This is a genomic window from Mycolicibacterium iranicum (genome assembly GCF_014190915.1).
Classification (GTDB): Bacteria; Actinomycetota; Actinomycetes; order Mycobacteriales; family Mycobacteriaceae; genus Mycobacterium; species Mycobacterium iranicum_B.
Genome location: NZ_JACHVU010000003.1, coordinates 577817 through 603347, shown reverse-complemented (window position 1 = coordinate 603347; position 25531 = coordinate 577817). Strand labels below are relative to the sequence as shown.

Sequence of the window (25531 nt, the reverse complement as noted above, 5' to 3'; positions counted from 1 at the left end):
GATCTACAGATCTAACCCCAGATCCAGGACGCGGACCGAATGGGTCAGAGCGCCGACCGCGAGGTAGTCCACCCCGGTGCCCGCATAGTCGGCCGCGTTCTCCAGCGCGAGGCCGCCGGAGGACTCCAGCTGTGTGTGCGGGGACCGCGAAACGCGGCGCTGCACCGCGATCTGGGTCTGCCAGACGGGGAAGTTGTCGAGCAGCACGAGTTCGACCCCCTCGGCGAGCACGTCGTCGAGCTGCTCCAGGGAATCGACCTCCACCTCACAGGGCAGATCCGGTGCGGCCGCGCGTACTTCGCGAAGGGCCGCGACCACAGAACCGGCCGCCGCGACATGGTTGTCCTTGATCAACGCCGCGTCACCGAGGCCCATCCGATGGTTCACGCCGCCACCGACGCGCACCGCGTACTTCTGCAGCGCGCGCAGGCCCGGCAGCGTCTTTCGGGTGTCCCGGATCTTCGCGTCGGTGTCCGACACCGCCTCCACCCAGGCTGCGGTCGCCGTCGCGATCCCGGACAGGTGGCACACCAGGTTCAGCATCGTGCGCTCCGCGGTGAGCAGGCCCCGCGTGGGACCCTCGACGACCAGTGCCGCGCCGCCCGGACCGAGACGGGTGCCGTCGTCGACGCGGCTCTGGACGCGGTAGCCGTCGACGCCCAGAACCTCGTCGAGGACGAGGAGGGCGAGATCGAGCCCCGCGACGACTCCGTCTTCGCGCGACGCCATCGTCGCGGTGGTACGGGCGTCGGCCGAGACCGTGGCGAAGGTCGTCACATCGGGGCCGTATCGCAGGTCCTCTTCGAGGGCACGTGCGATGACCGCTCGGCCCTCGGCCAGTTCGATATCGGTGAGGCTCACGGGCAGGCCACCGCCTCGTGTGCGATACCGGCGCGACGCGCTGTGCTGAACGCCTGTGCGGGGTCAGTGCCCGGGAAGTCGCTGCGGTGATGGCAGCCGCGGGTCTCGGTGCGGGACAGGGCGGCTGCTGCGACGGCGCCGGCGACGGCGGTCAGTGCGGCGTCCTCGAAATCGGTTCGCGAACGCAGCGGCGTCGGGGCCGCAGTGTTCAGCAGGTCTGACAGCTCGCGCAATCCCCCGGCATCGCGCACGACTGCGGCGTGCCGGGTCATCGCACGCTGCAATTCGGGGCGCGGCAACGTCGGCCGCACCGGCGGTTCCGGGTCGACGAGGCGACTCGGGCCCGAGGTCCGGGCGTGGTCGGCGGCCGCGACACCTGCCCGCTCCCCGACGACCAGACCCTCGAGCAGGCTGTTGGAGGCCAACCGATTCGCCCCGTGCATACCGGTGCGTGCCACCTCGCCGGCGGCGAAGAGCCCGGCCATGTCGGTACGGCCGTGCACGTCGGTCGTCACGCCGCCGCAGCTGTAATGCGCACCCGGCACCACCGGAATCGGTTGGCGCGTCGCATCGATGCCCGCCTGCAGGCAGGCGGCGTTGACGGTCGGAAAGCGATCCGCGAACCCCGCGACCGCGCGTGCGTCGAGATAGACGCACGTGTCCCCGGTGTCACTCAGACGGGCCTCGATGGCCGCGGCAACCACATCGCGCGGCGCCAGGTCACCCATCGGATGAACCCCCGCGGTGACCGAATCACCGTGACGGTCGACCAGTATCGCGCCCTCGCCGCGTAGCGCCTCGGTGATGAGGGGACGGCGGCCGCTGACGTCGCCCGCGTACAGCATCGTCGGGTGGAATTGGATGAACTCGACGTCGCTGACCGGGAGCCCACCCCACAGGGCGAGCGCGACACCGTCTCCGGTCGAACCGTCCGGGTTGGTGGTGGCGCGGTAGAGATGCCCCAGACCCCCGGTCGCCAGAATGACCGACGGCGCAGAGAGCACCCCGAGGCCGTCCTCGCTGAGGACGGTCACACCGGCGACCGCACCCTCGTCGAGGACCAGATCCAGGGCGACGTGGTTGCGTCGGATGTCCAGATGCGCTGCGGCGTGGTCGAGAGCGCGCTGTACCTCGGCGCCGGTCGCGTCACCACCGGAGTGGACGATGCGGCGCTTCGTGTGCCCGCCCTCCCGGGTCAGCGCCCAGGTGCCAGGGGCGGACTCGTCGAATCGTGCTCCGGCGGAGACGAGTTCGGCCACGGCGCGATGGCCGTCGGCGACGATCGAGCGCACCGCGTCGGGGTCGCACAGCCCGGCGCCTGCGGCCAGGGTGTCGGCGACGTGCGCGTCGACAGAGTCGCCGGCCTCCCGCAGTGCGCGGGGCAACACCACGGCGATACCGCCCTGCGCGTAAAACGTCGCTGTCTCCCCCGCCTTGCTGAGCACCACCACCTTCAGCCCGCGACGATGGGCTGCCAGCGCGGCCGCCAGACCGGCAACGCCGGTGCCGACGACGACGACGTCCGCGCGCCGCCGCCAGAACCCGGCCCCGCCGCAGCCCGCGAACGCGGTCATTCCCCGCCGCCGGGCTGCCCGATCTCGATCATCCGCTGCACGCTCAACCGGCCCGCCGCAGCGACATCGAGATCGACGTGCACCTCGTCGGCGCCTTCGACCAGGCAGCGCAGCATCGCCGCCGGGGTGATCATCTTCATGTAGCGGCAGGAAGCCCTGTCGTTGACCGCCCGGAAGTCGACATCAGGCGCGGCACGGCGCAATTGGTGCAGCATGCCGACCTCGGTGGCCACCAGGACCTGACGGGCGCCGGTCTCGCGGGCTGCGTCGAGCATGCCGCCGGTGGACAGGATCTTGACCCGCTCCTCGGGGAAGGCGCCTTCGCCGGCGAGGTAGAGCGCCGAGGTGGCGCACCCGCACTCGGGGTGCACGTACAGTTCGGCGTCGGGATGGGCACGGGCCTGGTCGGCGAGCTCGTCGCCGTTGATACCGGCGTGGACGTGGCATTCACCGGCCCACACGTGCAGGTTCTTGCGGCCGGTCATCCTGCGCACGTGTGCACCGAGGAACTGGTCGGGGCAGAACAGCACCTCGCGGTCTTCCGGAATCGAAGCGACCACCTCGACGGCGTTGGACGAGGTGCAGCAGATGTCGGTCTCGGCCTTCACCGCGGCCGTGGTGTTGACATAGGACACCACCGCGGCGCCGGGATGCTCGGCCTTCCAGGCCCGGAGCTCGTCGGCGGTGATCGAGTCGGCCAGCGAGCAGCCGGCCCGCTGGTCGGGGATCAGGACCGTTTTCTCCGGCGAGAGGATCTTGGCGGTCTCGGCCATGAAGTGCACGCCGGCGAACACGATGGTGTCCTCGGGCACCTCGGCGGCGATCCGCGACAGCGCCAGCGAGTCCCCGACGTGGTCGGCGACGTCCTGGATCGCGGGAAGCTGGTAGTTGTGTGCGAGCAGCGTCGCACCCCGCAGCTTGAGCAGTCGGCGCACCTCAGCGGCCCACTCCTCGTCGCCCTCGACACCGGAGAATCCGCCCGGTCCGTCCACGACACGATCGGCCAGTGCGGTGTCGAACATCCCAGCGAGAACCGTCATCGCCGTCTCCTTCACTCATCCGAGGTTTTCGACTTACAATCGAAAACATGGCTCATACTAGCACTGACCACGAGGTGCTCGCCGTCGTGTTCCAGGTGCGGCAGACACAGGCCCCGGCCACCTCGCGGAAACCCGCACTTCACGTGCTGTTGTGGCAGCGGGCGCTGGACCCCGAGATGGGCAAATGGTCGTTACCCGGCGGCCGACTCGGCGCCGACGAAGACCTGACGAGCTCTGTTCGGCGCCAACTCGCCGAGAAGGTCGACCTGCGCCAGCTGGCACACCTGGAGCAGCTGGCCATCTTCTCCGACCCGGCCCGCGTTCCGGGGCCCCGCACCATCGCCTCGACGTTCCTCGGGCTGGTCCCCTCTCCCGCCACCCCCGAGTTGCCGCCGGACACCCTCTGGCACCCCGTCAGCGACCTCCCGGCGATGGCGTTCGACCACGCGCCGATGGTCGAGCACGCACGCACCCGGCTGGAGGCCAAACTCTCCTACACCAACATCGGATTCGCGCTGGCGCCAGCGGAATTCGCCCTCTCGACCCTTCGCGACATCTACAGTGCCGCGCTCGGGCACCCGGTCGACGCCACCAACCTGCAGCGGGTGCTGGAACGCCGGCATGTCATCAGCCGGACGGGGACGACGGCACGTTCCGGGCGCAGCGGAGGCCGCCCGGCCGCGCTCTATCGGTTCACCGAATCGCGCTACCGCGTCACCGACGAATTCGCTGCATTACGGCCGCCCGGGTGAGTCGACTGGATTCTTAAGCACTTCTTAAGCGACAATGCCTGGATGGACTTGGGCAATGCTGCACGGTCGACCGGTGCCGAATGGATCGGTCAGCCGATTCACGAGCCCCTCCAGCCCCGCGTGAGGCCCGTCGTGCCTGACAAGGACCCGTTCTACGAGCCCCCCGCCGGTTTCGAGCACGCCCGTCCCGGCACGGTCCTGCGCTCCCGCGACGTCGAACTGGCCTTCCTCGGGGTCATCCCGCAGAAGTTCACCGCCACCCAGCTCCTGTACCGGACCGCCGATTTCCAGGGCGAGCCCCAGGCCGGCGTCACCACGGTGGTGATCCCGACCGAACGCACCAACGAACGTCCGCTGCCCATCGTGTCCTACCAGTGCGCGATCGACGCCATCGCGGCGCGCTGTTTCCCGTCGTATGCCATGCGTCGCGGCGCCCGGGCCCTCGGTGCCGTCGCCCAGTTCGAGTTCCTTCTGGTCGCCGCGGCTCTGGCCGAAGGCTGGGCCGTCTCGATACCCGACCACGAGGGTTCGACCGGTATGTGGGGCGCCCCCTACGAACCCGGCTATCACATCCTCGACGGCCTGCGGGCCGCCATCAACCACGAGCCCTTCGGGCTGACCGGCCAGTCGCCCATCGGGCTGTGGGGCTACTCCGGCGGTGGTCTGGCGTCGGCCTGGGCCGCCGAAGTCCAGGACGAGTACGCACCCGAACTCAACGTCGTAGGCGCCGTCCTGGGTTCGCCCGTAGGCGACCTCGGACACACCTTCAAACGCCTCAACGGCAGCATCTACTCCGGTCTACCCGCCCTGGTGGTCGCGGCGCTGTGCCACATCTACCCCGACCTCGACCGCCTCATCCAGGAGCACGGCACCGTCGAGGGCAAGGCCATGCTGCAGCGGATCCAGCGGATGACCACCGCGCACGCGATGGTGTCGATGGCGGGCAAGGACATGGCCGACATGATCGACCGTCCGCTGGAGGAGATGCTGCTGACGCCCGAGGTCCAGCATGTCTTCGACAGCATCAAGCTGGGGACGAGCGCCCCGAAGGTGCCCGTGCTGATCGTGCAGGCGGTCCACGACCGCATCATCTCGGTGGACGACATCGACGAGCTGACCGAGACCTACACGCGGGGTGGCGCCAGCGTCACTTACCACCGCGACATGCTCTCCGAACACCTGCTGCTGCACCCCATGTCCGCCCCGATGACCCTGCGCTGGCTGCGCGACCGCTTCGCCGACAGGCCGCTGCGCGCGCACATCGCCCGGACCAAGTGGCCGACGCTGCTCAATCCGTCGACCTATCGCGGAATGCTGACCCTCGGCAAGATCACGGTGAAGGTGGTCCTGGGGCGACGGGTGGAACGTCAGCCGCTGTCCCGGTTCGACCAGTAGGCGCTCCCGGGTACTCCACCGGCGGCCAGGCGCCGAGATCGTCGCGCGGCGTCGCGACGGCGGCCAACAGATAGACGGTCGCTGCGACGGCGGCCGGGAAAAGCAGGGTCACGGCGATCTGCACCGGCGAATGCCCGAAGAACACCGACGGAGCCTCGGTCACGTAGAACACCCGCTGCTGCTCGGACACGGGCGCCGCCGCAAGGTCTACGCTGCCGTAGCGCAGATGCGCGACGAGTGTGCCGATGCCGGACGTCACGGCCGCCGCGGCGACCGACCCGGCGGTCAGCGCCGCGACCATCACCGGCCCCCGGTGAGATTTCCACTGCCACACCAGGACCGCCGCGACGACGGCCATCACCGACAGCATCCCGACGACCAGGAACGCCGAGGTGAACCAGTTGTCGGACTCCGTGCCGAGGGCGGCCTTCACCCGGTCCCCGTCGCGGGTGAGCGCGATGACGCCGCGGATCGGTGGCGCCAGCCACGCCCACAGCGCGCCGACCACGGCGCCGGCGACCAACAGCCCGAGCACGACGGCGACCGCGGCCGTCAGAGGGGAGGTTCGTGGTGGCGCAGCGACCCCGCTCACCGGAACAGATCCAGGTCGGTGGAGTCCACCAGGCCGTGCCGGGAGCACTTCGCCCACCAGCCGTCGGGGCGCACCTGCACGATCATCCGCCGTCCGCAGGCCGCGCAGAACCGCGGTGGTTCCAGGCCGAGTTGGGCTGCGGTGGGTACGCTGCTACCCGCCTGCGCTCCGGTGTAGACGTTGTAGACGCCCGCACCGACCGGCGCCGGAAGTTCTGTGCTGTCGGTGACCATCACCTGATCGGTTCTACCGTGTCGCCGGACTACAGCGTCGCGTTGAGTGCCTTGATCGGCATCTGCAGGTCGTCGAGCAGCTGCAGATCGGCTTCGGCGGGCCGGCCCAGAGTCGTCAGGTAGTTACCGACGATGACGGCGTTGATGCCGCCGAGGATGCCCTGCTTGGCGCCCAGATCGCCGAGCGTGATCTCGCGACCGCCGGCAAAACGCAGCATGGTGCGCGGCAGCGCCAGGCGGAACGCGGCGACGGCCTTGAGTGCTTCGGAGGCCGGCAGCACCTCCAGGTCGCCGAACGGGGTGCCCGGCCGCGGGTTCAGGAAGTTCAGCGGAACCTCGTGCGGGTCGAGCTCGGCCAGGTTGGCGGCGAACTCGGCGCGCTGCTCCAGTGTCTCCCCCATACCGAGGATGCCGCCGCAGCACACCTCCATCCCGGCGTCGCGCACCATCTGCAGTGTGCCCCAACGTTCTTCCCAGGAGTGGGTGGTGACGACGTTGGTGAAGAACGACCGCGCGGTCTCCAGATTGTGGTTGTAGCGGTGCACGCCCATCGCGGCGAGCTGCTCGACCTGATCCTGGGTGAGCATGCCCAGCGAGCACGCGATCTGGATGTCGACCTCGTTGCGGATGGCCTCGATACCGGCCGCGACCTGCGCCAGCAGGCGCTCGTCGGGACCACGGACCGCGGCCACGATGCAGAACTCGGTGGCACCGGTCTTGGCGGTCTGCTTGGCCGCCTCGACCAGGCTGGGGATGTCGAGCCACGCGCTGCGTACCGGCGAGGCGAAAAGGCCCGACTGCGAACAGAAGTGGCAGTCCTCGGGGCAGCCGCCGGTCTTCAGGCTGATGATGCCCTCGACCTCGACGTCGGGCCCGCACCACGCCATGCGGACTTCGTGAGCCAGTGCGAGCAGGTCGTCGAGCCGCTCGTCCGGCAGCTGCAGCACCTGCAGGGTCTGGTCCTGGTCGAGGCCCTCGCCACGCTCAAGCACCTGCTCGCGCGCCACTGCCAGAATGTCGGTCACCAGTGCATCTCCTCTTGCCTTGAACACCGTTCAGGTTAGGGTACTGGCGTGCAGCTTCACAAACGCGACGTGGTCGACGTGGCGACGACACTGCTGGACAACTACGGGATCGCCGACCTGTCGATGCGCCGGCTTGCGCGAGAGCTCAACGTGTCCCCCGGGGCGCTGTACTGGCATTTCGCCAACAAACAGCAACTGCTGGGGGCGGTGGCCGACCGGATCCTGCACCCGCTGCAGGATGCCGAGGGCGACTGGCGCAATCGCATCGGCATGACGTGCGGCCGGCTGCGCGACGCACTGCTGTCCCACACCGACGGCGCCGAGCTGGTCTCCGCGAGTTTCGCCGCCGGACAGTCCGAGGCCATGACCGCGGTGCTCCATCAACTGGCCGACGCCGCCGGTGAGGCCGGTGTGGCGCCGGAACAGACGTTGCTCGCCGCACGCACCGTCATCTATTACGTGCTCGGCTTCACCGCCGACGAGCAGTCCCGGCTGCAGTGGGATGCCGCGGGCGCCGATGTTGCGCAGAGCGTGTGGACCGAAGACCCGAACGCCCGGTTCGCCTTCGGTCTGCAGCTCCTCACCGACGGGCTGGGCGTGCTGAGCAGTTCCGAGGTCTGACGTCGCCCGGCGGTCGCGGCGCCGGCGCTCAGCCGATCGGGTGCACGACCTTGGCGTTGCCGTCCCAGTGCCGCAGTGCCGTGGCGCTCGCGGCGATGTCGTCGGTGACGCCCGGCACCGCCAGCGCGACAGGCACCAACTCCAGCGGAACACGCCGGGCCAGGGTCACGTGCGGGGTCCACTGACGCGGTTCGGCGTGCGGCAGAACGCCGCCGGCCATGTGCGGCAGACAGATTCGGTGTACCGCGGCGTGCAGTTCGAGCAGTTTCGCCGAGGGCACCACCAGTCGGACCAGGGTGACCGCACGCCCCCGGCCGAACAACATCGGCGCCCCCAGGACGCATCCCAGGGGCAGGCCTTTCACCACCGGGCGCAACGCCTCGTCGACGGCATCGTCCATGTCCTCGGCGACGGTCACCGTGACGTGGGGCATGTTCGACTCCGACCGGTGGCCGGCAAGACTGCGAATGCCGTTGTCTGACAGATCGTCCCAGAGTCGACGGACGGCAGCGTCGGTCTCGGCGTCGAACAGTAATTCGACGGAATGGACCATCAGCCGACGAGGCTCGCGACCCAGGCCGGATCGAACGCCTGGACGCTGAGGCGCTCGAAATCCGGAGTACTCAGCGTGCCCGCACCGGCCGGCAGCGCGGCGCGCACCGGGGCCAGCCGTGCCAGCGCATCACGGTTGTCGATCTCGGCCAGTCCCGGTTGGGCCGGCCACGCCCCGATGACCAGGCCTACGGATTGAACGCTTCTGTGCGCCAACGCTTCCAGGGTCAGGACCGTATGATTCAGCGTGCCGAGGCCGGGTGCCACCACCGTGAGGACGGGCGCACCGAGTTCCTGGGCCAGGTCGCGAAGCGTCACGCCGTCGGCCCCGATCTCGACCAGCAGTCCCCCGGCACCTTCCACGAGCGTGAGCCTGCCGGGCCGGTCCGTCGCGGTGACGAGGTCACGCAACGCCGTGCGCGTCGGCAGCGACCCACCGGCGCGCTGTGCAGCGGCCAGGGGGGCCAGCGGCTCCGGAAACTTCGCCAGGGAGTGCAATTCGGCGATCCCGGCGAGGCGGGCGACCTCCGCGAGGTCGTCGTCGCCGTCCTGGGTGCCCGTCTGTACCGGCTTACAGACCGCGACGTCCATTCCCGCGAGGCGCGCGTGACACGCCAGCGCCGCGGTGGCGACGGTTTTCCCGATACCGGTTCCGGTTCCGGTGACGACGAGGACGCTCATGACGGCGACAGCACCTCGGTGAGCACGTCGCGGGCCAGCGACATCTCGTCGTCCGACAGCGAGGCCCGTGCGGTGAGCCGGAGACGCGACGTCCCGGCCGGCACCGTCGGGGGGCGGAAGCATCCGACCCGCACGCCGCGCTGCAGGCAGGCCGCTGCCGCGGCGAAGGCCACCTCGGGTTCGCCCAGGATCACCGACACCACCGCCGAGGACGGTGTGTCGGCGACGCCGCAGATCCCGGCCAGCGTCGCGGCATGGTCGAGCACCCGCTGGGCCCGCCACGGCTCGTCGACCAGCACCTGCAGCGCAGCGTGCGCCGCGCCGACCGCGGCGGGCGCCAGGCCGGTGTCGAAGATGAAGGGGCGCGCGGCGTCGATCAGGTGATCGCGCACCGCGGCCGGGCCGAGGACGACCCCGCCCTGGCTACCCAGCGCCTTGGACAGGGTCGTGGTCATCACGATGTCCGGCGCGCCGGCCAGGCCGACCTCGTCGAGCAGTCCCCGTCCGGCGTCGCCGCGCACACCCAGGCCGTGGGCCTCGTCGACGATCAGCAGGGCCCCGTGCCTGCTGCAGGCGTCGTGCAGGGCGCGCAGAGGGGCGAGGTCGCCGTCGGCGGAGAACACCGAATCGGTGACCACGACGGCCCGCTCTTCGGCGCGGGTCGACAGAGCGTGCTCGACAGCGGCGACGTCGTTGTGCGGAGTGACGGCCACCCGCGCCCGGGACAACCGGCAGGCGTCGACCAGTGAGGCGTGGGTGTAGGCGTCGGAGATCAGCAGGGATCCGGGTCCGGAGAGTGCGACCACGGCACCGAGGTTGGCGGTGTACCCGGACGAGAACGTCAGCGCCGATTCGGCGCCGACGAAGTGTGCGAGGGCCTCCTCGAAGGTTTCGTGGAGTTCGGTGTTGCCGGTGACCAGGCGCGACCCGGTCGATCCGGCACCCCAGGTCCGCAATGCCGCGACGCCTGCGTCGATCACGCGCGGGTGCTGGGAGAGGCCGAGGTAGTCGTTGGAGGCCAGGTCCAGTTCGGCGCCCACCGGTGGGCGGGTGCGCAGGGAGCGCCGCAGCCCGGCGGCGCGGCGCTGGGCCTCGACGTCGTCGAGCCAGGCCAGCGGTGAGAGACCGACGCGGGTCACCGGGGCTCCTCTCGGCAGTGGAACGCGCCGGCGGGCCGGCAGTTGAACACCGTTCAGGTTAGTGCACGCGCCACCTGGATCATCGCCGAGGTGATCTGCGAGATCTCGTCGGGTGTACACACGTACGGGGGCATCACATAGATGAGGTTGCGGAAGGGTCGCAGCCACACGCCGTGCTCGATCGCGGCCGGAGTGGCGATCCGCAGGTCGACCGGCCGGTCCAGCTCGATCACGCCGATGGCCCCCAGGACGCGCACATCGACCACGTTGGGCAGCCCCGCCGCCTCGGAGAGACCGGTGCGCAACCCGTCCTCGATCGAATGCACCCGTGCCTGCCAGTCCGATGTCAGCAGCAACTCCACCGACGCCACGCTGACCGCGCAGGCCAACGCGTTGGCCATGAACGTCGGCCCGTGCATCAGGGCGCCCGGCGGATTGCCGCTGATGGTGTCGGCGACGGCCCGTGTACACAGTGTGGCGGCCAGCGTCAGGTAGCCCCCGGTCAAGGCCTTCCCGACACACATGATGTCGGGACAGACCTGCGCATGGTCGGCGGCGAACATCGCCCCGGTTCGACCGAAGCCGGTCGCGATCTCGTCGAAGATCAGCAGCACCTGCTGTTCGTCACAGAGGCGCCGCAGATCGGCGAGGTAGCGCGGGTCGTGGAAGCGCATCCCGCCGGCGCCCTGCACGACGGGCTCGACGATCACCGCCGCCAGCTCGTGGGCGTGCTCGGCGAGCAGCGCGGCGAACGACGCCACGTAGGTGGGGTCGTAGTCGGTGGGCACCGGCGGCGCGAACACTTGATCGGCCAGCAGCGAGTTCACCCCTGTCCACAGTTCGTGCATGCCGCCCTGTGGATCGCACACGCTCATCGGGGTGAAGGTGTCCCCGTGGTAGCCGCCGCGCCAGGTCATCAGGCGCCTCTTGCGCGGGTTGCCGCTGCTGCGCCAGTACTGCAGGGCCATCTTCACGGCCACCTCGACCGACACCGAGCCCGAGTCACTGAAGAACACGGTCTCCAGTCCTGCCGGCGTGACCTCGACCAGCAGCTGTGCCAACCGAGCGGCGGGTTCGTGCGTCAGGCCACCGAACATGACGTGGTTCATCGTCGCGAGCTGGCGGGTGATCGCCGCGTCGAGGTCGGGGTGGCCGTGACCGTGGACGGCGGTCCACCAGGACGCCATGGCGTCGAGCACCTCGACCTCGCGGCCGTCGTGGATCACTGTCAGCCAGGCGCCGCGGGCACCGACCGCCACGACGGGCGCGAGGGCCTCGTCGCCGATCGGGCTGTAGGGATGCCAGATGTGCGCGGCATCGATGGCGCTGATCTCGATGGGCCTCAACGCAGACACCTTCGGTAGATTAGCCGTCGACCATGATGACCCTCGCCCCTGCCCGGCCGGCGTCCCGCACCGCCCCGGGCCCGACCCCACCTGTCCCCGGGCCACCGGGTTCCGGCATGGGAACGCGCACGTCAGGGTTCTATCGACACGATCTCGACGGCCTGCGGGGCATCGCGATCGCCATGGTCGCCGTGTTCCACGTGTGGTTCGGGCGGGTGTCCGGCGGCGTCGACGTGTTCCTGGTGCTGTCGGGATTCTTCTTCGGTGGTCGGCTGCTGCGCAACGCGCTGACCCCCGCAGCCACCCTGCATCCGGTGTCGGAGGTGACCAGGCTTATCCGGCGGTTGCTGCCCGCCCTGATCGTGGTGCTCGCGGCGTCCGCGGTGCTGACGATCGTGATCCAGCCGGAGACCCGCTGGGAGACGTTCGCCGATCAGAGCCTGGCGAGCCTCGGGTATTACCAGAACTGGGAACTCGCCATCACGGCGTCGGACTATCTGCGCGCCGGGGAGACGGTCAGCCCGCTGCAGCACATCTGGTCGATGTCCGTGCAGGGCCAGTTCTACATCGCGTTCCTGGCGCTGATCATGTTGTCCGCCTTCGCGTTCCGCCGCCTGTTCGGCCGGCACGCCCGCACGGCGTTCGTGACGCTGCTCAGCGCGCTGGCGATCGCGTCCTTCGTCTACGCGATCATCGCGCACAACACCGACCAGGCGACCGCGTACTACAACAGCTTCGCCCGCGCGTGGGAACTGCTCCTCGGGGCGCTCGTCGGCGCGGTCGTTCCGCACCTGCGGGCACCGATGTGGCTGCGGACCCTGCTGGCCGTCACCGCGCTGACCGCGATCCTGTCCTGCGGCGCGCTGATCGACGGCGTGCACGAGTTCCCCGGGCCGTGGGCGCTGGTCCCGGTGGGCGCGACGCTGCTGTTCATCCTGTCCGCCGCGAACCGCTACGCCGATCCCCACACGGGCGGTCGCGTCCCGGCGCCGAACCGGCTGCTGGCGTCCCGCCCGTTCGTGGCACTGGGCGCGATGGCCTACGCGCTGTACCTGTGGCACTGGCCGCTGCTCATCTTCTATCTCGCGCACACCGGCGGCTCCCGGGTGAACTTCTGGGAGGGCGCCGCGGTTCTCCTCGTCTCCGGTGTGCTCGCGTGGCTGACGACCCGCTACGTCGAAGAACCCCTGCGCGCCAAGGGCCCGGTCTCAGCCGCGGCCCCGAAAGTTCCCATGCCACTGTGGCGGCGGCTGCGCCGGCCGACGATCGTGCTCGGTGCGACGGTGGCCCTGCTCGGGGTCGCGCTGACCGCGACGTCGTTCACCTGGCGCGAACATGTCTCCGTGCTGCGCGCCAACGGCGGAGAGTTGAGCGCTCTTTCGCCGCGCGACTATCCGGGTGCCCGGGCGCTGTTGAACAACGTCAGGGTTCCCAACCTGCCCATGCGCCCCACGGTGCTCGAGGCCAAGGACGACATCCCCGCGTCGACGATCGACGGCTGCATCAGCGATTTCGACAACGTCGGGATCATCAACTGCACCTATGGGGATGCCGCCGCCTCCCGCACGATCGCGCTCGCCGGCGGTTCGCATGCCGAGCACTGGATCACCGCGCTCGATCTGCTCGGCAGGATGCACCACTTCAAGATCGTCACCTATCTCAAGATGGGCTGCCCTCTGACGACCGAGGAGAATCCGCTCGTGATGGGCGACAACCGCCCCTACCCGAAGTGCCGCGAGTGGAACGAGCGCGTGATGCCCCGGATCATCGCCGACAAACCGGATTTCGTGTTCACGACGTCGACCCGGCCCTGGAACATCAAGCCCGGCGACGTGATGCCGTCCAGCTATCTGGGCATCTGGCGGGAATTCTCGAAGAACCGGATTCCCGTCCTCGCGATGCGCGACACCCCGTGGATGGTGCGCGACGGTGAACCCTTCTTCCCCGCGGACTGCCTCGCCGACGGAGGCGACGCCGTGTCCTGCGGGATCGAGAGATCCGAAGTACTGTCGGACCGCAACCCGACACTGGACTACGTCAAACGCTTCCCCTTGCTCAAACCGCTCGACATGAGCGACGCGGTGTGCCGCGAGGACTACTGCCGAGCTGTGGAGGGAAACGTGTTGCTCTATCACGACGCGCACCACCTCTCGTCGACCTACATGCGCACCATGGCCAACGAACTGGGGCGCCAGCTCGGCCTTGCCACGGGATGGTGGAAAGACTGATGTCCTCGGCCGACCCGTCGTCCGTCCCCACCGTGTGGCCTGGAACCCCCTACCCCCTCGGCGCCACCTACGACGGCGCCGGCACCAACTTCTCGCTGTTCTCCGAGGTCGCCGACCGCGTGGAGCTGTGCCTGATCGGCAAGGACGGCCGTGAGCAGCGGATCGACCTCGACGAGGTCGACAGCTTCGTGTGGCACTGCTATCTGCCGACGATCACACCCGGGCAGCGTTACGGGTTCCGCGTGCACGGACCGTGGGACCCAGCGTCGGGTCACCGGTGCGACCCCAGCAAGCTGCTGCTGGACCCCTACGGCAAGTCCTTCCACGGCGACTTCGCGTTCGGGCAGGCGCTGTACTCGTACGACCTGGAGGCCGACGACCTGGCGACCGGCGGCGAACCGCCGAGGATCGACTCGCTGGGGCACACGATGACCAGCGTGGTCATCAACCCGTTCTTCCAGTGGGGCTCCGACCGCGCACCGCGCACCCCCTACCACGACACGGTCATCTACGAAGCCCACGTCAAAGGCATCACGCAAACCCACCCCGGCGTCCCCGACGAGCTCCGTGGAACCTATGCCGGCCTCGGACACCCGGCCGTCATCGACCATCTGAAGTCGCTGAACGTCACCGCGATCGAGTTGATGCCCGTGCACCAGTTCCTGCACGACCACCGGCTCCTCGACCTCGGTCTGCGAAATTACTGGGGCTACAACACATTCGGTTTCTTCGCGCCGCACTACCAGTACGCGGCCACCCGGCACGCCGGGGGCGCGGTCGCCGAGTTCAAGACGATGGTGCGCGCCTTCCACGAGGCCGGCATCGAAGTCATTCTGGACGTGGTCTACAACCACACCGCCGAGGGCAACCATCTCGGGCCGACCCTCAACTTCCGTGGGATCGACAACGCCGCCTACTACCGGCTGCTCGACGGTGACCTGCGGTACTACAAGGACTTCACCGGCACCGGCAACAGCCTCAACGCCCGCCACCCGCACACGCTGCAGTTGATCATGGACTCCCTGCGCTACTGGGTGCTCGACATGCACGTCGACGGTTTCCGCTTCGATCTGGCATCGACGTTGGCCCGCGAGTTCTACGACGTGGATCGGCTCTCGGCGTTCTTCGACATCATCCAGCAGGACCCCGTCATCAGTCAGGTCAAGCTCATCGCCGAGCCGTGGGACGTCGGCGAGGGTGGTTATCAGGTCGGAAACTTCCCAGGTTTGTGGACGGAATGGAATGGGAAGTATCGCGACACTGTGCGTGATTTCTGGCGGGGCGAGCCCGCGACCCTGGGTGAGTTCGCATCCCGGCTGACCGGATCGTCCGACCTCTACGAGGCGACCGGACGGCGGCCGAGTGCCAGCATCAACTTCGTCACCTGCCACGACGGATTCACCCTCAACGACCTCGTCTCCTACAACGAGAAGCACAACGAGGCCAACGGTGAGGACAACCGGGACGGCGAGAGTCACAACAGATCCTGGAACTGCGGTGTCGAGGGCCCGACCGACGACACGGAAATCCTGGAGCTGCGCAGTAAGCAGATGCGCAACATCATGGCCACCTTGATGCTGTCGCAGGGCACGCCGATGATCTCGCACGGCGACGAGATGGGCCGCACACAGCGCGGCAACAACAACGTCTACTGCCAGGACTCCGAGCTGTCGTGGGTCGACTGGTCGCTGTGTAAGACCAACTCGGATCTTCTGGAGTTCACCCGCAAGATGGTGAAGTTCCGCAAGGACCATCCGGCGTTCCGTCGCCGGAGGTTCTTCGAAGGCAAGCCGACGCGCACCGATGGGCAGATCCGTGACATCGCGTGGCTGAACCCTTCGGGTACGGAGATGACCCAGCAGGACTGGGGCTCCGGGTTCAAGTGCGTGTCCGTGTTCCTCAACGGCGACGCCATTCCTGCTCCCAATGAGCGCGGCGAACGTGTCATCGACGACTCGTTCCTGCTGTGCTTCAACGCCCACGAGAGGGCCGTGGACTTCGTCGCCCCCGACGGGGGTTACGCGAACGCCTGGTCCGGCGCGATCGACACCGCAGAACCGCGCGGTACCAGCATGCTGGAAGTGGCTGCCGGAGAGACGATCACGGTGCAGCCACGTTCACTTCTCGTGCTACTCAAGATTGCCTGAGACATGACAATAATCTCTACGTACCGGCTGCAGATGCGCGGACCGGCCAGCGGTGAGGCGTTCACGTTCGCCGACGCCGAAAACCTGGTCGACTACCTCGCCGAGCTCGGCATCTCCCATCTCTACCTGTCCCCCATCCTGACCGCCGGGGAAGGGTCGAGCCACGGCTACGACGTCACCGACCCGACCACGATCTCCGCCGAACTCGGTGGCCCGGAGGGTTTCCGACGACTCGCCGACAAGGCGCGGGCGGCCGGGCTGGGCATCGTCGTGGACATCGTCCCGAACCACGTCGGTGTGGACGAACCTTCGGAGAACAGATGGTGGTGGGATCTGCTGACCCACGGCCGCGGCTCCGAATACGCCCCCTATTTCGACATCGATTGGACGTTGGACCCCGACGGCCGAATCGTGTTGCCGGTGCTGGGATCTGACGACGACATCGCCGACCTCACCGTCGACGGCGACATGCTGCGGCTCGGTGACCGCCGCTGGCCGATCGCGCCGGGCACCGGCGACGGCGACGGACCGCAGGTCCACGATCGTCAGCACTACAAGCTGATCGGCTGGCGCAACAACGTCTGCGGATACCGGCGGTTCTTCTCCATCACCTCGCTGGCCGGCCTGCGCCAGGAAGACCAGACGGTCTTCGCCGCCACCCATGTCGAGGTGAAGCGGTGGTTCACCGAGGGCCTGGTCGACGGCATCCGCATCGACCATCCCGACGGATTATCCGATCCTCCAGGCTATCTCGCGTCGTTGCGCGAACTCGCGGGCCCCGAGGCCTGGATCGTCATCGAGAAGATCCTGGCCGTCGACGAAGCGCTGGACACGAGCCTCCCGGTCGCAGGGACCACCGGCTATGACGCGCTGCGGGAGAACGGCGGACTGTTCGTCGACCCCAGTGGCGCCGAATCGTTGACAGACCTGGTCGATTCCGCGGGCGCCGACTACGCGGACACACCCGACGAGGCCCGCCGGCTGAAGATCGATGCGGTCACCACGACGCTGTCCAGCGAGCTGGCCCGGTTGCGCCGCACCGTGGTCTCGGCGACGGGGCGCGACCACACGGCGCTGCCCGAGGCGATCGCGGTGCTGCTGAGCCACATCGGCGTGTATCGGTCCGACTACCAGGCCCTCTCGGCGGTACTGCCGGTCGCCCTCGGCGAGACCGTCGCCTCGCGCCCTGACCTCGCCGATCCGCTGGCCCTTCTGTCGACCGCGCTCGGTCACCGCGAGGTGGAGGTGCGCCTGCAGCAGCTCTGCGGCGCGGCCACCGCCAAGTCCATGGAGGACTGCCTGTTCTACCGCGACGCCCGACTCGTGTCCCTGAACGAAGTCGGCGGTGAACCGGAGTATTTCGGCGTCAGCGCCGGTGAGTTCCATCAGCGCGCCGCGGTGCGCGCCACGCTGTGGCCGTCGGCGATGACCACCCTGACCACCCACGACACCAAGCGCGGCGAGGATGTCCGCGCCCGCATCGGGGTGCTCTCCCAGGTGCCGTCGCTGTGGGCGGAGATGGTCCGCGGGTGGGAGCTCAGCGCGCCCCCACCCGACGCGATCACCGGATTGTTTCTGTGGCAGAACATCTTCGGCGTCTGGCCGGTCGACGGCGTGGTCAGCGACGAACTGCGGCAGCGCCTCCACGACTACGCCGAGAAGGCCATCAGGGAGGCGTCGCTGCACACCACCTGGAACGAGCCCGACGAGGCGTTCGAGGGAGCGGTGCACACCTGGCTGGACACGGTGTTCGACGGGCCCGTCGCGCTGGAGCTGACAGCGCTGGTGGGCCGGCTGGATCCGCATGGCCGCAACGACTCACTGGGGCAGAAGCTGTTGGCGCTGACCACGCCCGGCATCCCCGACATCTATCAGGGCACCGAATTGTGGGAGGACAGCCTGGTGGATCCGGACAACCGCCGACCCGTCGATTACGGCGCGCGGCGCCAGGAACTGGGCGCCGGCGAGCACCCCAAGATGCGCGTGGTGCGTTCGGCGCTGCACCTCCGCCGCGAGCGGCCCGAGACGTTCCTGCGCGGCGGCTATCAGCCCGTCCTGGCCGCGGGCGACCACGCCGAACACGTTGTGTCCTTCCTGCGCGGTGACGATGTCCTCGTCGCGGCGAGCCGCTGGACCGTACGGCTGGCCGATTCCGGCTGGGGCGACACGGTTCTCGATCTGCCTGACGGGTCGTGGACCGATCGGTTGACCGGCACGGATCACAGCGGCTCGACCAACGCTTCCACGCTGTTCGCCGAGCTGCCCGTCGCGTTGTTGGTGCGGGCCGATGTCTGAGCACGAGTTCGCCGTTTGGGCGCCGCTGCCGCACCAGGTCCGCCTCGACGTCGAGGGCACCCTGCACCCGATGACCCGGTCTGACGACGGTTGGTGGCGCGCAGTCGTCGACGCCGCATCCGACGCGCGTTACGGGTTCGTGCTCGACGACGACCCCGCCGTGCTTCCCGACCCGCGCTCACCGCGGCAGCCCGACGGCGTGCACGAGCGCTCGCAGCTGTGGGATCCGCGGTCGCAAGCATGGACCGACGGGGACTGGCACGGGCGCTCGATCGAGGGCGGGGTGATATATGAGCTGCACATCGGCACGTTCACCCCTGAGGGCACCTTCGACTCGGCGATCGAGAAGTTGGACCACCTCGTCGAGCTCGGTGTCGACTTCGTCGAGGTCATGCCCGTCAACGCGTTCAGCGGTACCCACGGCTGGGGTTACGACGGCGTGCTGTGGTACGCGGTGCACGAAGCGTACGGCGGCCCGGACGGTCTCGTCCGCCTCGTCGACGCCTGCCATGCCCGCGGCCTCGGCGTCCTCATCGACGCGGTGTTCAACCACCTCGGCCCGTCGGGGAACTATCTGCCCAAGTACGGGCCCTACCTGTCGAGCGGCTCGAACCCGTGGGGCGAGTCGATCAACATCGCCGACACCGGAGCCGACCAGGTCCGCCGCTACATCCTGGACTGTGCGCTGCGCTGGATGCGCGACTTCCACGCCGACGGGCTGCGACTGGACGCCGTGCATGCACTGGTCGACACCACGGCGATCCACATTCTCGAAGAGATGTCCGCCGAGACCGACGCTCTGTCAACGGAACTCGGCCGCCCCCTGTCACTCGTCGCGGAGAGCGACATGAACGATCCGCGGCTGATCACTCCGCGAGATCAGGGCGGTCTGGGGATGACGGCCCAGTGGGACGACGACATCCACCACGCGATCCACTCGGCGGTCTCGGGCGAACAGCAGGGTTACTACAACGATTTTGGCACGTTGGAGACGTTGGCGACCACCCTGCGCCACGGCTACTACCACGCCGGCACGTTCTCGACGTTCCGCGGCCGCAGGCACGGCCGTGAACTGGACACCGCCACCATCCCGGCGACCAGGCTGCTGGCCTACACGCTGACCCACGACCAGGTCGGCAACAGGGCCATCGGCGATCGGCCGTCGCAGAACCTGACCACGGGGCAGCAGGCCGTCAAGGCTGCCCTGGCACTCGGATCGCCCTACACGGCGATGCTGTTCATGGGTGAGGAGTGGGCGTCGTCGTCGCCGTTCCAGTTCTTCAGCTCGCACCCCGAACCCGAGCTCGCCCGCGCCACCGCCGAGGGGCGCAAGGCGGAGTTCGCCGAACACGGCTGGGATGCCGACGAGGTCCCTGATCCGCAGGACCCCGAGACGTTCCTGCGCTCCAAGCTGAAGTGGGACGAGGTCACCGGTGGCGAGCACGCGCGGGTGCTCGATTTCTACCGGCGTCTCATCGCGCTGCGGCGTGACGAGCCCGATATGGCCGATCCCTGGCTGGACAACCTGCGCATCGAGTACGACGAGGATGCGCGCTGGTTCGTCATGCGCCGGGGTGCCTTGGCGGTCGTGTGCAATCTCGGCACCGACGAGGTCGACGTTCCCGTCGCCGGTGATGTGGTGCTGGCCTGGGACGAGCCGACGGTGGGTTCGGGGTCGAGCCGCATCGGCGGGCATTCGGTCGTCGTCCTGCGCACCACGACGTAGCGCTGTCCGCCCGGGGTCAGGTCAGATAGCGGTAGGTCGGCGAGCCGGGTTCGAGCAGTTGGACATGGCACTCCGAGCCGTTCATCCGCTCCAGGAGGCCCTCCAGGTCGGAGGCCGACCCCATCTCGATACCGACCAGCGCCTCACCGGTCTCACGGTTGTTGCGCTTGACGTACTCGAACAGGGTGATGTCGTCGTTCGGGCCGAGCACCTCGTCAAGGAACCGTCGCAGGGCGCCCGGTTCCTGCGGGAAGTCCACGAGGAAGTAGTGCTTGAGTCCGAGGTGCACCAGCGACCGTTCGAGAACCTCGCCGTAGCGGGAGACGTCGTTGTTGCCGCCGGAGATCAGGCAGACCACCGTCGAACCGGGTTCGATGTCGGCGTCGAAGAGTGCCGCGACCGACAGCGCGCCGGCAGGCTCGGCGATGATGCCCTCGTTCTGGTAGAGATCCAGCATCGCGGTGCACACCGCGCCCTCGTCGACCGTGGTGATGCCGACCATGTCCCCAGCGGCCGAGAGCGCCGCGAAGGGCTTGGCGCCCACCCGGGCCACCGCGGCGCCGTCCACGAACTGGTCGACAGTCTGCAACGTCACCGGCTCGCCCTTGGCCAGGGCGGCGACGAGCGCGGCCGCGCCGGCAGGCTCCACGCCGAGCACCGAGGTGGTCGCGGTCTTCTCGGCCAGATAGGTGGTGATACCGCTGATGCATCCGCCGCCACCGACGGGTACCACCACGAGATCCGGCTCGCTGCCGAGCTCGTCGAGGATCTCGACGGCGATCGTGCCCTGGCCCGCCATGGTGCGCAGGTCGTCGTACGGCGGCACGAGGGTGGCCCCGGTGCGCGCGACATCGTCGAGTGCGGCCTGGGCCGCCATGTCATAGGTCTTGCCCCCGACGATCAGGTCGATGAAGTCCCCGCCGTGATACAGGATCCGGTTGCGTTTCTGCTTCGGGGTCTTGGCCGGGACGTACACACGACCGCGAATGCCCATCGATCGGCAGGCCAGCGCAAAGCCCTGCGCATGGTTGCCCGCCGACGAGCACACCACCCCCGCCGCCTTCTCCTCGGGACTCAACTGCATCAGCAGGTTGTAGGCGCCACGCAGCTTGTAGGAGCGGACTGCCTGCAGATCCTCGCGCTTGAGGTACACCTGCGCACCCGTCAGCTCCGACAGCCGGTCGCTGAACTGCAACGGGGTCCTCGACACCACCCCGGAAATGCGCTGGGCGGCCTCGTCGATGTCCGCGGCACGCAGCGGTGCAGCAGGATCGATGCGGGGGCTATGGCTCAGCTCAGCGGACACCGGACAATGGTGCCACCGGACCCCGCCGGGGGAAAAATGCGCGGGCGGGAAAAGGTAGCCCGACTAGCAAAAATCGTGGCACCGTATCCAGTGTTTCGGGTGGCCGAAATCTTTCCTACGGGCTATCGTGGCACTATGACCACCGCCGAACACGCCCGCGCTATCGCGACCCGCCCGGCGGGAACGGTGCTGATCGCCGGGGTGCCGTGGCCCGCCTACAAAGTGCTGGCCCTTCTGGTGGGCGTCGTGGTGGCCCTCGTCGTCGCTGTGGCGACTGCGACCGCCGCACCCGCGGTGCTGAGCGGTTCCGGTGCCGCCGCGCTGGTGTGGCTCGGCCTGGGGTGGCGGACCGCTTCCCGACACTGATCTGACGAACACGAGACCCCGGCGACCGTTTTCGGTCGCCGGGGTCTCGTGTTCGAGCGGCCCCGTCGCCGAGGCGCCGGCCTCAGCCGCCGAGGCAGCCGGGGCCCAGGAGTTCCTTCAGGTCGCCCATGAGCGCCGACGAGGGCGTGACGCACAGCGATTGGTCCAGCTCCAACGTGGTGATGCGTTCACCGCTGATCAACCTCAGGTGGACCTGCGACGTGCCGGGATGGCGGGCGAGCACCTGTTTGAGCGCGGTCACCTTGTCGATCGTGCACTGCCGCGTCGGCAAGCTCACCGCCACCGGGCGGTTGGCCTGGGCGCTGGAGAAGTCGGGGACCACGAGCTCGTTGGCGATCAGCGAGATCCGGTCGTCGCGCTTGGCCACCTTGGCCCCGATCAGCACCACGACGTCGTCGGCGATCTCGGCGCCGAACATTGAGTACGTCTGGGGGAAGAACAGCACCTCGATGCCACCGGAGAGGTCTTCGATCTGCGCCGACGCCCACGGCAGGCCGTTCTTGTTCACCCTGCGGTTGACCGAGGCGAGAATGCCGCCGACCCGCACCTGCGTGTCGTTGGCGATGTCACCCTCCAGGATGGCCGGGATCTGCGTGTCGACCTGGGCGTTGAGCAGGTGGGCGATGCCGTTGAGGGGATGGCCCGACACGTACAGCCCGAGCATCTCGCGCTCGAGGGCGAGCTTGTGCTTGTCCTCCCACTCCTCGTCGGGGACCTTGATGGTGAACACGGACTCGCCACTGTCCGCCCCGCCGTCTCCCCCACCGAACAGGTCGAACTGGCCCATCGCCTCGGCCTTCTTGGTTCCCAGCACCGAGTCCACCGCGTCGGTGTGCACCAGGAACAAGCCCTTGCGAGGATGCCCGAGCGAATCGAACGCCCCGGCCTTGACGAGCGACTCCGTCACCTTCTTGTTGCACGCGGCGATGTCGATCTTGTTCAGGTAGTCGGAGAAATCGGTGTACTTGCCCCTCTCCGTCCTGGTGCTGACGATCGAGGACACGACGTTCGCGCCGACGTTGCGCACCGCGCCGAGCCCGAAGCGAATGTCATTGCCGACGGAGGCGAAGTTCTGCACCGACTCATTGACGTCGGGCGGCAGGACCGTGATGCCGAGGCGCCGGCAGTCGGCCAGGTACACCGCGGCCTTGTCCTTGTCGTCACCGACCGAGGTGAGAAGTCCCGCCATGTATTCGGCCGGAAAATTGGCCTTGAGGTACGCCGTCCAGTACGACACCAGGCCGTAGCCGGCGGCATGCGACTTGTTGAACGCATAGCCGGCGAACGGAAGGATGGTGTCCCACAACGCTTTCACCGCGGCCTCGGAGAACCCGTTGGCGGTCATGCCCTCGCGGAAACCCTTGTACTCGGCTTCGAGGACTTCAAGCTTCTTCTTACCCATGGCTTTTCGCAGCGCATCGGCCTTGCCCATCGTGTAGGAGGCGACCTTCTGGGCGATGAACATGATCTGCTCTTGGTAGACGATCAGGCCGTAGGTCTCGGCGAGGATCTCCTTGAGGGGTTCCTCCAGCTCGGGATGGATCGGCTTGATGGCCTGCCGGTTGTTCTTGCGGTCGGCGTAGTCGTTGTGGGCGTTCATGCCCATCGGGCCGGGCCGGTAGAGCGCCAGCACGGCGACGATGTCGTTGAACTCGGTGGGCTGCATGCGCCGCAGCAGGTCACGCATCGGGCCGCCGTCGAGCTGGAACACGCCGAGGGTGTCGCCGCGCCCGAGCAGCTCGTAGGCCTTGGGGTCGTCGAGGGACAGCGACTCCAGGTCCAGGTCGATGCCGCGGTTGGCTTTGATGTTCTCGATGCAGTCACCGATGATCGTCAGGTTGCGCAGCCCGAGGAAGTCCATCTTCAGCAGGCCGATGGCCTCACACGACGGGTAGTCCCACCCGGTGATCACCGCACCGTCCTGCGGCCGCCGCCACAGCGGGATCGCATCGATGAGCGGCTCGGAGCTCATGATCACCGCGCAGGCGTGCACACCCGCGTTGCGGACCAGACCCTCGAGACCGCGCGCGGTTTCGTAGATGGTCCGGACATCGGGGTCGGTGTCGATGAGGCTGCGCACCTCGGCGGCTTCCTTGTACCGCTCATGGGTCGGGTCGGTGATGCCCGACAGCGGGATGTCCTTGGCCATGATCGGCGGGGGCAGCGCCTTGGTGATGCGGTCGGCGATGGCGAACCCGGGCTGGCCGTAGTTCACCCGTGCCGAATCCTTCAGCGCCGCTTTCGTCTTGATCGTGCCGAAGGTGATGACCTGGGCGACGCGATCGCTCCCCCACTTGTTGGCCGCGTAGCGCAACATCTCACCGCGGCGACGGTCGTCGAAGTCGATGTCGATGTCGGGGGCCGACGGCCGCTCCGGGTTGAGGAAGCGTTCGAAGAGCAGGCCGTGCGGGATCGGGTCGATGTTGGTGATCCCCATCGCGTAGGCGACGAGCGACCCGGCCGCCGAGCCGCGCCCGGGACCGACCCGGATGTCGACCGACTTCGCGTAGTTGATCAGGTCGGCGACGATGAGGAAGTAGGACGGGAATCCCTTGTCGCAGATGACCTTGATCTCGTAGTTGGCGCGCTCGATGTAGTCGGCCGGCACCTGCTCGATGGCCACGTTGCCGAACCTGCGCTGCAACCCGGCCATCACCTCGTGGTGCAGCCACGACGCCTGGTCGTGTCCTTCGGGCACGGGGAAGATCGGCATCCTGTCGCGCGGTGCCCACACATCGGCGTAGGACTGCACCCGCTCGGCGATCAGCAGTGTCGAGTCGCACGCGCCCGGCACCTGGTCGTCCCACAGGGCGCGCATCTCGGCGGCCGACTTCAGGAAGTAGCCGTCGCCGTCGAACTTGAAGCGGGTGGGATCCGAGAGGGTCTTGCCGGTCTGCACACACAGCAGCGCCTCGTGGTTGCGGGACGCCTCGCGGGTGACGTAGTGGCAGTCGTTGGTCGCCAGCGGCGGGATGTTGAGCTTCTGCCCGATCTCCAGCAGGCCCTCGCGAACCCGGCGCTCGATGTCGAGGCCGTGGTCCATGAGCTCCAGGAAGAAATTCTCGGGACCGAAGATCTCACGCCACTTGGCCGCCGCCTCGATGGCCTCCTGCCGGTGGCCCAGCCGCAGTCGGGTCTGCACCTCGCCGGACGGGCAGCCCGTCGTGGCGATGATGCCCTCGGAGTGCTCGGCGATGATCTCGGCATCCATGCGGGACCACTTGCCCAGCTGACCCTCGAAGGACGCCAGGGACGACAGCTTGAACAGGTTGCGCAACCCGGTCGCGTTCTCGGCGACCATCGTCATGTGCGTGTACGAGCCGCTGCCCGACACGTCGTCGCTCTTCTGGCCCGGGTCGCCCCACAGGACGCGCTTGGTGTCGAAGCGCGAGGCGGGCGCGATGTAGGCCTCGACACCGATGATCGGCGTGATTCCGGCGTCGGTGGCGGCGTTGTAGAACTCGCTGGCGCCGAACATGTTTCCGTGGTCGGTCATGCCGATCGCGGGCATCTCCAGCCGCTGCGCCTCGGCAAGCATCGGTTTGACCTTCGCGGCACCGTCGAGCATCGAATACTCGGTGTGGTTGTGGAGATGCACGAATGACCCGCTCATAGGCAGGCCAGTCTATGA

General features: G+C 68.3%; 20 protein-coding genes. 8 read left to right on the top strand and 12 right to left on the bottom strand.

Going from position 1 to position 25531, the window contains the following annotated elements; translation table 11 throughout:
* Positions 1 to 3: 3 nt before the first annotated feature.
* Genes nadC through nadA form a run of 3 tightly spaced genes read right to left on the bottom strand, consistent with a single transcriptional unit; the run spans position 4 to position 3475 of the window.
* Positions 4 to 861 carry a carboxylating nicotinate-nucleotide diphosphorylase gene (gene nadC, locus FHR72_RS10140; protein ID WP_183467786.1) on the bottom strand — a complete coding sequence of 286 codons (858 nt, stop codon included), beginning with the start codon at positions 859 to 861 and terminating at the stop codon, positions 4 to 6.
* Positions 858 to 2435, bottom strand: coding sequence for an L-aspartate oxidase (locus tag FHR72_RS10135; protein WP_183467785.1), 1578 nt, complete (start codon positions 2433 to 2435; stop codon positions 858 to 860). Before FHR72_RS10135 ends, nadC begins: the two co-directional genes overlap by 4 nt.
* Positions 2432 to 3475, bottom strand: a complete 1044-nt coding sequence (gene nadA, locus FHR72_RS10130; protein ID WP_183467784.1) for a quinolinate synthase NadA — start codon at positions 3473 to 3475, stop codon at positions 2432 to 2434. Before nadA ends, FHR72_RS10135 begins: the two co-directional genes overlap by 4 nt.
* Positions 3476 to 3549: 74 nt before the next feature.
* On the opposite strand from nadA, the gene FHR72_RS10125 reads away from it, so the two are divergent.
* Positions 3550 to 4227 (top strand): NUDIX hydrolase, encoded by a 678-nt coding sequence (locus FHR72_RS10125; protein ID WP_183467887.1) that lies wholly within the window; start codon positions 3550 to 3552, stop codon positions 4225 to 4227.
* A 42-nt stretch (positions 4228 to 4269) separates the two neighbouring features.
* Entirely contained in the window at positions 4270 to 5622 is a 1353-nt protein-coding gene (locus FHR72_RS10120; protein WP_183467783.1) for a lipase family protein, read from the top strand.
* On the opposite strand, the gene FHR72_RS10115 is transcribed toward FHR72_RS10120, so the two are convergent.
* From FHR72_RS10115 to bioB, 3 genes are read right to left on the bottom strand one after another with little or no spacing between them, the layout of a single operon-like run.
* Positions 5558 to 6214 carry a DUF2567 domain-containing protein gene (locus FHR72_RS10115; RefSeq protein WP_183467782.1) on the bottom strand — a complete coding sequence of 219 codons (657 nt, stop codon included), beginning with the start codon at positions 6212 to 6214 and terminating at the stop codon, positions 5558 to 5560. The genes FHR72_RS10120 and FHR72_RS10115 overlap by 65 nt on opposite strands.
* Entirely contained in the window at positions 6211 to 6447 is a 237-nt protein-coding gene (gene bsaP / locus FHR72_RS10110) for a biotin synthase auxiliary protein BsaP (protein WP_183467886.1), read from the bottom strand. Before bsaP ends, FHR72_RS10115 begins: the two co-directional genes overlap by 4 nt.
* A 29-nt stretch (positions 6448 to 6476) precedes the next feature.
* Positions 6477 to 7472, bottom strand: a complete 996-nt coding sequence (bioB, locus tag FHR72_RS10105; RefSeq protein ID WP_183467781.1) for a biotin synthase BioB — start codon at positions 7470 to 7472, stop codon at positions 6477 to 6479.
* Between the two features lie 48 nt (positions 7473 to 7520).
* Between bioB and FHR72_RS10100 the strand changes: the two genes are divergently transcribed.
* Positions 7521 to 8093, top strand: a complete 573-nt coding sequence (locus FHR72_RS10100) for a TetR family transcriptional regulator (protein ID WP_183467780.1) — start codon at positions 7521 to 7523, stop codon at positions 8091 to 8093.
* Positions 8094 to 8121: 28 nt separating this feature from the next.
* Here the strand turns inward: FHR72_RS10100 and FHR72_RS10095 are convergent, their stop codons facing one another.
* Genes FHR72_RS10095 through FHR72_RS10080 form a run of 4 tightly spaced genes read right to left on the bottom strand, consistent with a single transcriptional unit; the run spans position 8122 to position 11820 of the window.
* Positions 8122 to 8646 (bottom strand): 2'-5' RNA ligase family protein, encoded by a 525-nt coding sequence (locus FHR72_RS10095; protein WP_183467779.1) that lies wholly within the window; start codon positions 8644 to 8646, stop codon positions 8122 to 8124.
* Positions 8646 to 9326: a dethiobiotin synthase gene (bioD, locus tag FHR72_RS10090; RefSeq protein WP_183467778.1), complete on the bottom strand. Its 681-nt coding sequence runs from the start codon at positions 9324 to 9326 to the stop codon at positions 8646 to 8648. Before bioD ends, FHR72_RS10095 begins: the two co-directional genes overlap by 1 nt.
* Positions 9323 to 10465 carry an 8-amino-7-oxononanoate synthase gene (locus tag FHR72_RS10085; RefSeq protein WP_183467777.1) on the bottom strand — a complete coding sequence of 381 codons (1143 nt, stop codon included), beginning with the start codon at positions 10463 to 10465 and terminating at the stop codon, positions 9323 to 9325. Before FHR72_RS10085 ends, bioD begins: the two co-directional genes overlap by 4 nt.
* Positions 10466 to 10518: 53 nt before the next feature.
* On the bottom strand, positions 10519 to 11820 hold the full coding sequence (locus tag FHR72_RS10080; protein ID WP_183467776.1) for an adenosylmethionine--8-amino-7-oxononanoate transaminase: 1302 nt from the start codon (positions 11818 to 11820) through the stop codon (positions 10519 to 10521).
* A gap of 23 nt (positions 11821 to 11843) precedes the next feature.
* Between FHR72_RS10080 and FHR72_RS10075 the strand changes: the two genes are divergently transcribed.
* Genes FHR72_RS10075 through treZ form a run of 4 tightly spaced genes read left to right on the top strand, consistent with a single transcriptional unit; the run spans position 11844 to position 20207 of the window.
* Complete coding sequence (locus tag FHR72_RS10075) at positions 11844 to 14039, top strand: acetyltransferase SucT (protein ID WP_183467775.1); 2196 nt, start codon at positions 11844 to 11846, stop codon at positions 14037 to 14039.
* A complete protein-coding gene (gene glgX / locus FHR72_RS10070) occupies positions 14039 to 16186 on the top strand; it encodes a glycogen debranching protein GlgX (RefSeq protein ID WP_183467774.1) in 2148 nt (715 codons plus the stop codon). Before FHR72_RS10075 ends, glgX begins: the two co-directional genes overlap by 1 nt.
* 3 nt (positions 16187 to 16189) lie before the next feature.
* Complete coding sequence (gene treY / locus FHR72_RS10065; protein ID WP_183467773.1) at positions 16190 to 18481, top strand: malto-oligosyltrehalose synthase; 2292 nt, start codon at positions 16190 to 16192, stop codon at positions 18479 to 18481.
* Complete coding sequence (gene treZ, locus FHR72_RS10060; RefSeq protein ID WP_183467772.1) at positions 18474 to 20207, top strand: malto-oligosyltrehalose trehalohydrolase; 1734 nt, start codon at positions 18474 to 18476, stop codon at positions 20205 to 20207. Before treY ends, treZ begins: the two co-directional genes overlap by 8 nt.
* 16 nt (positions 20208 to 20223) lie before the next feature.
* Here treZ and ilvA read toward each other — a convergent pair whose 3' ends face one another.
* Positions 20224 to 21513: a threonine ammonia-lyase IlvA gene (ilvA, locus tag FHR72_RS10055; protein ID WP_183467771.1), complete on the bottom strand. Its 1290-nt coding sequence runs from the start codon at positions 21511 to 21513 to the stop codon at positions 20224 to 20226.
* A gap of 135 nt (positions 21514 to 21648) precedes the next feature.
* On the opposite strand from ilvA, the gene FHR72_RS10050 reads away from it, so the two are divergent.
* Positions 21649 to 21879 carry a hypothetical protein gene (locus FHR72_RS10050; protein WP_183467770.1) on the top strand — a complete coding sequence of 77 codons (231 nt, stop codon included), beginning with the start codon at positions 21649 to 21651 and terminating at the stop codon, positions 21877 to 21879.
* An 82-nt stretch (positions 21880 to 21961) separates the two neighbouring features.
* Here the strand turns inward: FHR72_RS10050 and dnaE are convergent, their stop codons facing one another.
* Positions 21962 to 25513, bottom strand: coding sequence for a DNA polymerase III subunit alpha (gene dnaE / locus FHR72_RS10045; protein ID WP_183467769.1), 3552 nt, complete (start codon positions 25511 to 25513; stop codon positions 21962 to 21964).
* Positions 25514 to 25531 lie beyond the last annotated feature (18 nt).